Annotated in this window: 11 protein-coding genes; 2 read left to right on the top strand and 9 right to left on the bottom strand. The window is 57.6% G+C overall.

From position 1 onward, the window contains the following. Nucleotides 1-55 precede the first annotated feature (55 nt). From purB to cspD, 6 genes are all read right to left on the bottom strand, one after another. A complete protein-coding gene (purB, locus tag OYW20_RS16295) occupies nucleotides 56-1,426 on the bottom strand; it encodes an adenylosuccinate lyase (protein WP_268796979.1) in 1,371 nt (456 codons plus the stop codon). A gap of 132 nt (nucleotides 1,427-1,558) precedes the next feature. After that, nucleotides 1,559-2,179 (bottom strand): high frequency lysogenization protein HflD, encoded by a 621-nt coding sequence (gene hflD, locus OYW20_RS16290; protein WP_268796978.1) that lies wholly within the window; start codon nucleotides 2,177-2,179, stop codon nucleotides 1,559-1,561. Beyond that, on the bottom strand, nucleotides 2,179-3,309 hold the full coding sequence (mnmA, locus tag OYW20_RS16285; RefSeq protein ID WP_268796977.1) for a tRNA 2-thiouridine(34) synthase MnmA: 1,131 nt from the start codon (nucleotides 3,307-3,309) through the stop codon (nucleotides 2,179-2,181). The genes hflD and mnmA overlap by 1 nt, the downstream gene beginning before the upstream one ends. Nucleotides 3,310-3,380: 71 nt before the next feature. Continuing rightward, entirely contained in the window at nucleotides 3,381-3,821 is a 441-nt protein-coding gene (locus tag OYW20_RS16280; protein WP_268796976.1) for an NUDIX hydrolase, read from the bottom strand. Nucleotides 3,822-4,018: 197 nt separating this feature from the next. Beyond that, nucleotides 4,019-6,244, bottom strand: coding sequence for an NADP-dependent isocitrate dehydrogenase (locus OYW20_RS16275; protein WP_268796975.1), 2,226 nt, complete (start codon nucleotides 6,242-6,244; stop codon nucleotides 4,019-4,021). A gap of 544 nt (nucleotides 6,245-6,788) precedes the next feature. Continuing rightward, entirely contained in the window at nucleotides 6,789-7,061 is a 273-nt protein-coding gene (gene cspD, locus OYW20_RS26010; RefSeq protein ID WP_328284786.1) for a cold shock domain-containing protein CspD, read from the bottom strand. A 221-nt stretch (nucleotides 7,062-7,282) separates the two neighbouring features. Between cspD and clpS the strand changes: the two genes are divergently transcribed. Continuing rightward, nucleotides 7,283-7,645, top strand: coding sequence for an ATP-dependent Clp protease adapter ClpS (clpS, locus tag OYW20_RS16265; RefSeq protein WP_268796974.1), 363 nt, complete (start codon nucleotides 7,283-7,285; stop codon nucleotides 7,643-7,645). Nucleotides 7,646-7,674: 29 nt separating this feature from the next. Next, on the top strand, nucleotides 7,675-9,945 hold the full coding sequence (gene clpA, locus OYW20_RS16260; RefSeq protein WP_268796973.1) for an ATP-dependent Clp protease ATP-binding subunit ClpA: 2,271 nt from the start codon (nucleotides 7,675-7,677) through the stop codon (nucleotides 9,943-9,945). A gap of 225 nt (nucleotides 9,946-10,170) precedes the next feature. Here the strand turns inward: clpA and infA are convergent, their stop codons facing one another. From infA to aat, 3 genes are all read right to left on the bottom strand, one after another. Next, nucleotides 10,171-10,389, bottom strand: coding sequence for a translation initiation factor IF-1 (gene infA, locus OYW20_RS16255; RefSeq protein WP_003405083.1), 219 nt, complete (start codon nucleotides 10,387-10,389; stop codon nucleotides 10,171-10,173). Between the two features lie 101 nt (nucleotides 10,390-10,490). Then, nucleotides 10,491-11,198, bottom strand: coding sequence for an arginyltransferase (locus tag OYW20_RS16250; protein WP_268796972.1), 708 nt, complete (start codon nucleotides 11,196-11,198; stop codon nucleotides 10,491-10,493). 47 nt (nucleotides 11,199-11,245) lie between these two features. Next, a complete protein-coding gene (gene aat, locus OYW20_RS16245; RefSeq protein WP_268796971.1) occupies nucleotides 11,246-11,935 on the bottom strand; it encodes a leucyl/phenylalanyl-tRNA--protein transferase in 690 nt (229 codons plus the stop codon). Nucleotides 11,936-12,083 lie beyond the last annotated feature (148 nt).

Genomic DNA, 12,083 nt, shown 5'->3' with positions numbered 1-12,083 from the left:
TGAATGAAATAAAAACGCCCGGCTCAGCCGGGCGTTCAGAGCGTGGGCGCTACGATCAGATGCGCTGGGCTTGCGCCACGGCGTTACCGATGTAATTGGCCGGCGTGAGCTTCTTGAGCTCGGCCTTGGCTGCGGCAGGCATGTCGAGGCCGTCGATGAAAGTCTGCAGCGCTTGCGGGCTGATGCCCTTGCCGCGTGTCAGTTCTTTCAGCTTCTCGTACGGGTTCTCGATGTTGTAGCGACGCATGACGGTCTGGATGGGTTCAGCCAGAACTTCCCAGCAAGCGTCCAGATCAGCGGCAATCTTTTGCTCGTTGAGCTCTAGTTTGCTGATGCCTTTGAGGCTCGCCTCGTAAGCAATCACGCTGTGAGCAAAGCCCACGCCCAGGTTGCGCAGCACGGTGGAGTCGGTCAAGTCACGCTGCCAGCGGGAGATTGGCAGCTTGCTCGCCAGATGCTGGAACAATGCGTTGGCGATGCCCAGGTTGCCTTCGGAGTTTTCGAAGTCAATCGGGTTGACCTTGTGCGGCATGGTCGAGGAGCCGATTTCGCCTGCGATGGTGCGCTGCTTGAAATAACCCAGGGAGATATAGCCCCAGATGTCGCGGTCGAAGTCGATCAGGATCGTGTTGTAGCGCGCGATGGCGTCGAACAGCTCGGCGATGTAGTCGTGCGGTTCGATTTGCGTGGTGTACGGGTTGAAACCCAGGCCCAGCTCATCTTCGATGAAGGCGCGAGCGTTGGCTTCCCAGTCGATGTCCGAATAGGCCGACAGGTGGGCGTTGTAGTTGCCCACGGCACCGTTGATCTTGCCCAGCAGCGGAACGGCGGCGACCTGAGCGATCTGGCGCTCCAGACGGTAAACGACGTTCGCCAGTTCCTTGCCCAGTGTGGTCGGGGAGGCTGGCTGGCCATGGGTGCGCGACAGCATCGGCACCGCAGCGAAACGGATTGCCAGCTCACGGATGGATTCGGCGATCTGACGCATCAGTGGCAGCAGCACGGTATCGCGGCCTTCGCGCAGCATCAGGGCATGGGACAGGTTGTTGATGTCCTCGCTGGTGCAGGCAAAGTGGATGAACTCGCTGACCTTTGCCAACTCCGGCAGCTTGGCCGCCTGCTCCTTGAGTAGGTACTCAATGGCTTTTACGTCGTGATTGGTGGTGCGTTCGATCTCTTTCACGCGCTCGGCGTGTTCGAGAGCGAAGTCATCGGCCAGCGCGTCGAGGATGGCGTTCGCTTCGGCGGAGAAGGCCGGCACTTCAGGGATTTGGGGGTGAGCCGCCAGGCGTTGAAGCCAGCGAACTTCGACCAGAGCGCGAAAACGGATAAGGCCGTATTCGCTGAAAATAGGGCGCAGGGCCTGGGTTTTGCCGGCGTAGCGGCCGTCTACAGGGGAAACCGCAGTGAGCGAAGAAAGCTGCATGGGGTGTTCTCGGACAGTCGGGCAACGAAAAGGGGCGCGTATCATACATGAAAAATCAGCGGAGCCGACTTGGACTCGCCGCCGTAGATCGCGCAGTGCTTGGTAAAACGCGTGATGATGGCGCGGGGAAAATCAGCCGTGCATCAACGGGTACAGCTCTTTCAATAACTTGCGACGGCTTACTACCAGTTGCCAGCGGTGGCCGCCCACTTGTCGCCAAAGACGAGCGGAGCGAATACCGGCCAGCAACAGCGCGCGGATTTTCGATGCATTGTTCGGTTGTTGGAGGTTGCGCATGTCGCCGTGCACTTGAATCCGCTGGCGCAGGGTGCTCAGAGTGTCCTGATACAGCGCGCCAGTGGCCGCAACCACGTTCTCGTGCACGATGCCGAAGTGTTCAACCTGGGATTTGATTTGCGGCAAGCGTTTGCCGATGACTTCCAGCATGTCGTCGCGTTTGGACAACTGACGCTCAAGGCCGAGCATCGACAACGCGTAACGCAGCGGTTCGCGCTGCAGGGTGCCAGGGTCACGTTCAAGAGCGCTGGCGAGGGCGCGATAGCCTTCGCGAAGGTTCAGGTCGTCGCCACCGTACACTTCCAGGGTGTCCTTGGGGTCCAGCACCAACAGGCTGCCGAGCATACAGCCAACAGCGGCTTCACCGGCCTGCCCGGTCTTGGCGATGCGATCGACCAGCACCGCCGCTTGAAACACGCCGCCCAATGCAATCAGTTGCTCTTGAAGCGGACTCATCAATGTCCATCCTTGCTGTGCCAGGGTTCGGCAATTTCGATGACGCCGCCGCCCAGGCAGATCTCGCCATCATAGAAGACGACCGATTGGCCCGGCGTAACAGCGCGCTGCGGTTCGTCGAACGTGGCGCGGTAGCCGGTGGCGATGCGCTCAAGCGTGCATCGCTGGTCCCCTTGGCGATAACGCACTTTCGCGGTCAGCTGGCGTGGGGTGGTCAGATCAATTTCATTGACCCAGTAGATTTCCGACGCGAGCAGGGCACGGGAGAACAGCCACGGGTGTTCGTTGCCCTGGCCGACGATCAACTCGTTGTGCTCCAGGTCCTTGACCAGCACATACCATGGCTCATCACTGGCATCCTTCAGCCCACCAATGCCCAGGCCCTGACGCTGGCCGATGGTGTGGTACATCAGGCCCGCGTGGCGGCCGATGACCTCGCCTTCGGTGGTCTTGATTTCGCCTGGCTGTGCGGGCAGGTACTGTTTGAGGAAGTCGGTGAAGCGACGCTCGCCGATAAAGCAGATGCCGGTGGAGTCTTTCTTCTTGGCCGTGGCCAGCTCGTACTTCTCGGCGATGGCGCGCACTTGCGGCTTTTCCAGCTCGCCGACCGGGAATAGCGTCTTGGCGATCTGCTCGCCGCCGACGGCGTGCAGGAAATAGCTTTGGTCCTTGTTCGGGTCCAGGCCTTTGAGCAGTTCGGTGCGGCCGTCGATGTCCCGGCGACGTACGTAATGACCGGTGGCGATCAGGTCGGCGCCGAGCATGAAGGCGTAGTCGAGGAAGGCTTTGAATTTGATTTCGCGGTTACACAGGATGTCCGGATTAGGCGTACGTCCGGCCTTGTACTCTTCGAGGAAGTGTTCGAAGACGTTATCCCAATATTCCGACGCGAAGTTAACGGTGTGCAGTTTGATCCCAATGCGGTCGCACACGGCCTGGGCGTCCGCAAGGTCGTCCATGGCGGTGCAGTAGTCGGTTCCGTCGTCTTCTTCCCAGTTCTTCATGAACAGGCCTTCCACCTCGTAACCCTGCTCCATGAGCAGGAGGGCGGAAACTGAAGAATCCACGCCGCCGGACATGCCGACGATGACGCGCTTCTTCTCTGGTGTGGAAAAGGCTGAATCAGACATAGGAATTCAATGGGTGGCTTGGAAAAGGACGCGATTCTAGCAGGGTGTCGACGCCAAGGCGAAAAAGCTCTTCAGTCACGTACTACATCCAGACTGTGGATCGGGCCGGCAAGGTATTCATCGACGCAGCGCAGTACCAGCTCGCTGCGCCAGCGCTCTGGTTGGCCGGCCAGTTCATCGCGGGTCATCCAGGGCGCGCCGGTGATGCCAGTATCCAGCGCTCGCTCAGGATGATGTTTGACGGCTTTGGCCGAGAAGCAGACGCGCTGGTAAGTCACGCCATTGCTCGGCGCGGTGTACAGATAAATGCCGACTACGCCGGTCAATTCGACGTCCCAGCCGGTTTCTTCGAGCGTTTCACGAATCGCTGCGTCACGCAGTGTCTCGTTCGGATCCAGATGACCGGCGGGCTGGTTGAGCACCAGCTTGCCGTTCTTCAGTTCTTCGACGAACAGAAAGCGGCCGTCATCTTCAACGATGGTCGCTACGGTGATGTGTGGGTTGAAATCCATGGGCCTGCCTTATGAAGACCTGTAGGAGCATTCCGAGTTTGCGAGGGGCGCGATGCGGTGTGTCAGGAAAAACACGTTCGCGACCGTCGTAACCTCCGATTGCTCCTACAGCGATTGCGCTCATCCGCGAGCAAGCGGTGATCCGAAAGTAAAAACCCCGGCACGGGGCCGGGGCTTTAGTCTGCGTTAAAGCAACCTTACTTCTGCGCGTCAATCGCAGCATTAAGGGTGTTGCTCGGACGCATGGCCTTGCTCGCCAGTTCTGGAGTGGCGAAGTAGTAGCCGCCGATATCCAGAGGCTTGCCCTGCACGGCATTCAGCTCGGCGACGATGGTCGCTTCGTTGTCGGCCAGGGTTTTTGCTAACTGAGTGAACTGCGCTTGCAGCGCGGTATCTTCAGTCTGTTCAGCCAATGCCTGTGCCCAGTAAGTGGCCAGGTAGAAATGGCTGCCGCGGTTGTCGATGCCGCCGACTTTGCGCGATGGCGATTTGTTGTTGTCAAGGAACTGACCGGTAGCCTTGTCCAGAGCGGTCGCCAACACCAACGCTTTCGGGTTGTTGTAGGTAGAGCCCAGGTGCTCAAGGGAGGCCGCCAGCGCCAGGAACTCACCCAGCGAATCCCAGCGCAGGAAGTTTTCTTCTACCAGTTGCTGAACGTGCTTGGGTGCCGAACCGCCAGCACCGGTTTCGAACAGACCGCCGCCGTTCATCAGTGGCACGATCGACAGCATCTTGGCGCTGGTGCCCAGCTCCATGATCGGGAACAGGTCAGTCAGGTAGTCGCGCAGCACGTTACCGGTCACCGAGATGGTGTCCTTGCCAGCGCGGATGCGCTCCAGAGAAACCTTCATCGCGTCGACGGGAGACTGGATGCTCATGTCCAGGCCGTTGGTGTCGTGATCTTTCAGGTATTTTTCGACCTTGGTGATCATCATCGCGTCGTGAGCGCGCTCAGGGTCCAGCCAGAAGATCGCTGGCGTGCCGCTGGCGCGAGCACGGTTGACGGCGAGCTTGACCCAGTCCTGGACCGGCGCGTCCTTGGTCTGGCACATGCGCCAGATATCTCCGGCCTCAACAGCCTGTTCCATCAACACAGCGCCTTTGTCGTCGGTTACCCGGACAACGCCATCGGTGTCAATCTGGAAGGTCTTGTTGTGCGAGCCGTACTCTTCGGCTTTCTGCGCCATCAGGCCAACGTTTGGCACGCTGCCCATGGTGGTTGGATCGAAGGCGCCGTGTTTCTTGCAGTCTTCGATGGCCGCCTGGTAGATGGTGGCGTAGCAGCGATCCGGGATAAGGGCCTTGGTGTCTTGCAGGACGCCTTCGGTGTTCCACATTTTGCCGGAGTCACGAATCATCGCAGGCATCGAAGCGTCGACAATGACGTCGCTCGGCACGTGCAGGTTGGTGATGCCTTTGTCGGAGTTGACCATCGCCAGAGGAGGGCGGGTCGCGTAGACCGCTTGCAGGTCTGCTTCGATCTCTGCTTGCTTCTCAGCTGGCAACGACTTGATGCGCGAGTACAGATCGCCAATGCCGTTGCTGAGGTTGAAGCCGATTTCTTTCAGTACGTCGGCGTGCTTGTTCAGCGCGTCCTGATAGTACTCGGCCACGATCTCACCGAACATGATCGGGTCAGAGACCTTCATCATGGTGGCTTTGAGGTGGACGGAGAACAGCACGCCCAGCTTCTTGGCGTCTTCGATTTCCTTGGCCACGAAAGCACGCAGGGCTTTCTTGCTCAGAGTGGCGCAGTCGATCAATTCGCCGGCCAGTACTGAGGTTTTTTCCTTCAGCACGGTGGTGGTGCCATCTTTGCCGACCAGTTCGATTTTCACAGCGCCATCGGCTGCGATCAGCGAGGATTTTTCGCTGCCGTAGAAGTCGCCGTTGTCCATGTGAGAAACGTGGGATTTCGAATCTGCACTCCAGGCGCCCATTTTGTGCGGGTGCTTGCGAGCGTAGTTCTTGACCGAAAGCGGCGCTCGGCGATCAGAGTTACCTTCGCGCAATACCGGGTTCACGGCACTGCCTTTGACCTTGTCGTAGCCAGCCCGGGCGGCCTTGTCGGCTTCGGTGATCTCTTCGTCCGGGTAGTTCGGGACGTCGTAGCCTTTGTCCTGCAGTTCCTTGATCGCCGCTTTCAGTTGCGGGACCGAGGCGCTGATGTTCGGCAATTTGATGATATTGGCTTCCGGCGTAGTCGCCAGCGCGCCAAGCTCAGCCAGGTCGTCAGACACTTTCTTGTCACCCAGGCGCTCGGGGAAGCAGGCCAGAATACGGGCAGCGAGGGAAATGTTGCGGGTTTCGACAGAGATATCAGCAGAGGAAGTGAAGGCTTGGATGATAGGCAGGAGTGAGTAGGTGGCGAGGGCAGGCGCTTCGTCGGTGAAGGTATAGATGATCTTCGAACGGTTGGACATTTCGGGATAACTCTCTTCTTTGCTGAGCGTACACAAAATTTCGAGATGCGCAGGGTAGGCACTTTCGCCCAAGTATCGATGAGCCGAAAGTCGAGAATTTCGTCGCGTGATAGGGGGTGCATCAGTCGAGCGTCAAGCGGTTGAACTGCGGTAACAGTCCAGCCTACGGAGGGCTGAAGGTCTCGTTTCAGATAGCCAGGCCCCCCAATGACCCAATGGTCACCGGCCGCAGTATATCACCGGTCATGACCATAAATACGAGGGCAACCTGAACGCTCTACGGTCGCGAATACGATTTGTGAAACGTTTGTCGGCTTTGGAAAAACCGACAAAAAACCCTCAAAGCCCCGCGCTGCAAGCCCTGCGGCAACCTGTCGCAGGACCCCGTCGGGGCTATCAGAAAAATGAATCAGGAGTCAGTTTTCGACTAAAGGCTGTAAAGGCAGAGCAATTGCCTGTGGTCAGGGTCCTGACGAGAAAAAGCCGATCAGTTTATGGTGTGAGCTGACCGGCTTTTTCAGCTCTCGCGCTTGAACGGTCCGGCTCAGGCATGCTCTTTTTGATGCGCTTGATTGGTGTGTGGCTCTTGGTTCACCGCAGGGGAAACCGTTTCGTTCGCGGCTGTGATCGCAACCGCGTGCAGCCCCTTGGGTCCCTGGATGATTTCAAACTTGACCGGTTGGCCTGCTTTCAGCGTTTTGTAACCATCCATATTGATAGCCGAGTAGTGCGCAAACAGGTCTTCTGTCTTGCCGTCCTCGACGATGAACCCAAAACCCTTGGCATTGTTGAACCATTTGACCTTACCGCTTGCCATAGTCACATCCCTCTGCAAAGGACTCCGTTGGGAGTATCATCAACCTAATCCGCCGGACCTAAAAAATTTTGGTTGACTGCGCGGACCCTTTTTACCCAATGTGGGTTCTATTGTTTGTAACACCGTTTAGCCGATAGTCAAGGTCACGCGGCGGTCCATTTGAAAACCGGTCAGACTGCGACTCACTATTTCAATTCGCCTTCTAACGAACCTTTCTTTCCATGCATGCAATCAGCAAGATTCGACTAACATTCAATCAGGATGATCCGCAATCCCACGAGGATGACGCGGCTGGCATTGCAGTCCAGGATGCCAAGCCGATTTTGCAGGTGCCGCCTATGTATAAGGTGGTTTTGTTCAACGACGATTACACGCCGATGGACTTCGTTGTAGAAGTCCTCGAGGTCTTTTTCAACCTGAATCGTGAGCTGGCGACCAAGGTCATGCTGGCCGTCCATACAGAGGGACGGGCAGTCTGTGGATTGTTTACCCGCGACATCGCCGAGACCAAGGCAACGCAGGTCAACCAATACGCCAGGGAAAGCCAGCATCCGCTACTCTGTGAGATCGAGAAGGACGGTTAACGCCGGACACTTGGGTATGAGGTGAAGCTATGTTAAACCGTGAGCTCGAAGTCACACTCAATTTGGCTTTCAAGGAGGCCCGTTCCAAACGTCATGAATTCATGACAGTGGAACACCTGCTGCTGGCTCTATTGGACAACGAAGCTGCAGCCACCGTACTGCGTGCCTGCGGCGCAAACCTCGATAAACTCAAGCATGATCTGCAGGAGTTCATCGACTCCACCACACCACTGATCCCCGTCCATGACGAGGATCGTGAAACCCAGCCAACCCTGGGCTTCCAGCGCGTACTCCAGCGCGCAGTCTTCCACGTTCAGAGCTCCGGCAAACGAGAAGTCACCGGTGCCAACGTGCTTGTCGCAATTTTCAGCGAGCAGGAAAGCCAGGCCGTGTTTCTGCTTAAACAGCAGAGCGTTGCCCGTATCGATGTAGTCAACTACATCGCTCATGGCATTTCCAAAGTGCCTGGGCACGGTGATCAGTCTGAAGGTGAGCAAGATATGCAGGACGACGAGGGCGGTGAGTCTTCTTCTTCAGGCAATCCTCTGGATGCCTATGCCAGCAACCTGAACGAATTGGCCCGACAAGGCCGCATCGACCCATTGGTCGGTCGAGAGCTTGAGGTCGAGCGCGTTGCTCAGATCCTCGCCCGTCGCCGTAAAAACAACCCGCTGTTGGTCGGTGAAGCAGGCGTAGGCAAAACGGCTATCGCCGAAGGCCTCGCCAAGCGCATCGTCGACAACCAGGTGCCCGATCTGTTGATGAACAGCGTCGTGTACTCGCTGGACCTCGGCGCGCTGCTTGCCGGTACCAAATACCGCGGCGATTTCGAGAAGCGCTTCAAGGCGTTACTCGGCGAGCTGAAAAAACGGCCTCACGCAATCCTGTTCATCGATGAGATCCACACCATCATCGGTGCGGGTGCTGCATCGGGCGGGGTGATGGACGCCTCCAACCTGCTCAAGCCGTTGCTGTCTTCAGGTGATATTCGTTGCATCGGTTCTACAACGTTTCAGGAATTTCGCGGGATCTTCGAGAAAGACCGGGCGTTGGCGCGTCGCTTCCAGAAAGTCGATGTATCCGAGCCTTCGGTTGAAGACACCATCAGCATTTTGCGTGGACTGAAAGGACGTTTCGAGCAGCATCACAGCATCGAGTACAGCGACGAGGCACTGCGTGCAGCTGCTGAACTGGCCTCGCGCTACATCAATGACCGGCACATGCCGGACAAGGCCATCGATGTGATCGATGAGGCCGGTGCCTATCAGCGTCTGCAGCCGGTCGAGAAGCGCGTCAAGCGCATCGAAGTGCCGCAGGTTGAGGACATCGTCGCGAAAATCGCGCGCATTCCGCCAAAGCACGTCAACAGCTCCGACAAAGAGCTGCTGCGCAACCTGCAGCGCGATCTCAAGCTCACGGTGTTTGGTCAGGATGCGGCGATTGACGCGCTGGCTACGGCGATCAAGCTTTCACGAGCGGGCCTCAAGTCACCAGACAAGCCAGTCGGTTCGTTCCTGTTTGCGGGGCCTACGGGTGTCGGCAAGACTGAAGCGGCTCGTCAGTTGGCCAAGGCGTTGGGTGTGGAGCTTTTGCGCTTCGACATGTCCGAGTACATGGAGCGTCACACCGTGTCGCGTCTAATCGGTGCGCCACCAGGCTATGTCGGTTTCGATCAGGGCGGTCTGTTGACCGAAGCCATCACCAAGCAGCCGCATTGTGTGTTGTTGCTTGATGAGATCGAAAAGGCTCACCCCGAGGTCTTCAACCTGCTGCTGCAGGTCATGGACCACGGGACACTGACCGATAACAACGGGCGCAAAGCGGATTTCCGCAACGTGATCGTGATCATGACCACCAACGCAGGTGCAGAGACAGCGGCGCGTGCTTCGATTGGCTTCACGCATCAGGATCACTCCTCCGATGCGATGGAAGTCATCAAGAAGAGCTTCACGCCGGAGTTCCGCAACCGTCTGGATACCATCATTCAGTTTGGTCGCCTCAGCCATGAGGTCATCAAAAGTGTGGTGGACAAGTTCCTCACAGAGCTTCAGGCGCAGTTGGAAGACAAGCGCGTGCTGCTTGAGGTGACTGAGGCGGCGCGTGGCTGGTTGGCAGAAGGTGGTTACGACGCACAAATGGGGGCTCGCCCAATGGCGCGCTTGATCCAGGACAAGATCAAGCGTCCGCTGGCGGAAGAGATTCTCTTTGGCGAACTGGCCGAGCATGGCGGTGTTGTACACATCGACTTGAAGGACGGCGAAATCACGTTCGACTTCGAGACCACGGCAGAGCTGGCCTGACGCTTCACCGCACTAAAGCAAAAGGCGCCTGTGGGCGCCTTTTTGCTTATCTCGAAGCACCGCCGTCCCCTGTAGGAGCGCGCTTGCCCGCGATTGCGTTTCGTAAGCCGCCGGATGTATCCCAGGCAAACCGCAAGCGCGGGCAAGCGCGCTCCTACAGGCCATCATTTCGCGCGCACACAAAAACGCCCGGCATATATGCCGGGCGTTTTTGTTAAGACCTGCTTAACGGGCGCGGTAAGTGATGCGCCCTTTGCTCAAGTCGTAGGGCGTCAGCTCAACACGCACCTTGTCACCGGTAAGAATACGAATGTAGTTCTTGCGCATCTTGCCGGAGATATGCGCGGTTACGACGTGCCCATTTTCCAACTCCACACGAAACATGGTGTTGGGCAGGGTGTCGGCGACAGTGCCTTCCATTTCGAAGCTGTCTTCTTTCGACATGCAGTAAAGCCCTCGGTATCCAATGAATGGCCCGGTGCAACTGGCAGCCAGGCAAAAGCGGGCTGCATTGTGCCCGAAAAATAAGCTTTAAGCCAAGGGGTTCAGTAAAGAGTGACCCATCTCTGGTTTGTCAGCAGCTCGATGGCCCGGTATTGCGTCTTGTAATTCATCTTTTTGCAGTTCTTGATCCAGTAGCCCAGGTACACCGCATGCACCTCCAGCCGAGCGGCTTCGGCGATCTGCCAGAGAATGGCGTAACGCCCCAGGCTGCGGCGCTCTTCGCTGGGTTCGTAGAAGGTGTAAACCGCCGACAGCCCGTTGGGTAGCATGTCCGTCACGGCCACAGCCAACAGACGACCCTCTACCCGAAACTCGTAAAACCGCGAGAACGGCAGATCGCGAACCAAAAATGTCGAGAATTGATCCCGACTGGGTGGGAACATGTCGCCATCGGCATGACGCTGTTCGATATAGCGTTTGTAGAGGTCGAAATACTCTTCGCTGAAATGCGGCTTGGTACCGATGACTTCGATGTCGGCGTTGCGCTTGAAAATACGTTTCTGTTGTCGGTCCGGCTGGAACAGCGCCACAGGGATTCGGGCCGGCACGCACGCGCTGCAATTCTGGCAGTGAGGTCGATAGAGGTGATCGCCACTGCGACGAAAACCCATGTCTGACAGGTCGGCGTAAACCTGCACATCCATTGGCTGGCTGGGGTCCAGAAACAGCGTCGTCGCCTGCTCTTCAGGCAAGTAGCTGCAGGAATGGGGTTGAGTGGCATAAAACTTAAGCCGCGCCAGCTCTGTCATGATCAACCCTCGAGAAAAACCTTTGGTAAGAGTGTATGTCAGGGGAGTCAAACTCGCCTAGAGAGCCAATCGGCGCTGTTGGCCAGATCGAGGTGTTGGCTCAGGTATTGAGCAAACGCTGATCGGGGTATTGAGCGCGCTCCGAGGCTTTCGAGGTGATGTGTTGGCATCTGACAGTCGATCAGGACGAATCCCCAGTCTTTCAGGTGTTCGACCAGCGTCGCAAAGCCAACCTTGGATGCATTGTCGGCGCGGCTGAACATGGATTCGCCGAAAAACAACTGGCCTATCGCAAGGCCGTAGAGACCGCCGACCAGCGCGTCGCCGTCCCAGACCTCCACGCTGTGAGCCAGGCCGCGCTGATGTAATTCCAGATAAGCGGCTTGCATCGAATCGGTTATCCAGGTGCCGTCGGCATAGGTGCGCGGCGCGGCGCAGGCACGAATGACCGCTGCAAAATCAGTGTCGAACGTCACCCGGTAGCGTTGCTGACGCAGGACCTTGGCCAAGCTTCGTGAGACATGCAGCTCATCTGGCAGCAGCACCGTGCGCGGATCGGGCGACCACCAGAGAATGGGCTGGCCGTCCTGAAACCACGGAAAGCAGCCATGACGGTAGGCCCGGATAAGTCGGTCGGGCGATAAGTCGCCCCCGGCTGCCAGTAGTCCATCCGGATCTCGCATTGCCTTTTCCAGTGGCGGAAAATCGAGGCTGTTTCGTTGTAACCAGGTCAGCATGGCATCCAGACTTTACGAGAGGGGAGGGCGGTTGAGGTACATCGTGCAACTTGATGAGAGGCGTGCGGTCACACGCGGTTGTCCGCTTGTACACATGATGGCGTATTGGTGTTGTTTGGTCGCGGAGCGCTGCATGAGCGGGCCAGGT

Origin of the sequence: Pseudomonas sp. BSw22131 (assembly GCF_026810445.1) — a bacterium.
Taxonomy (GTDB): Bacteria; Pseudomonadota; Gammaproteobacteria; order Pseudomonadales; family Pseudomonadaceae; genus Aquipseudomonas; species Aquipseudomonas huanghezhanensis.
Note: the sequence above shows the minus strand (reverse complement) of the source record. Positions and strands in the feature narration are given on the sequence as shown.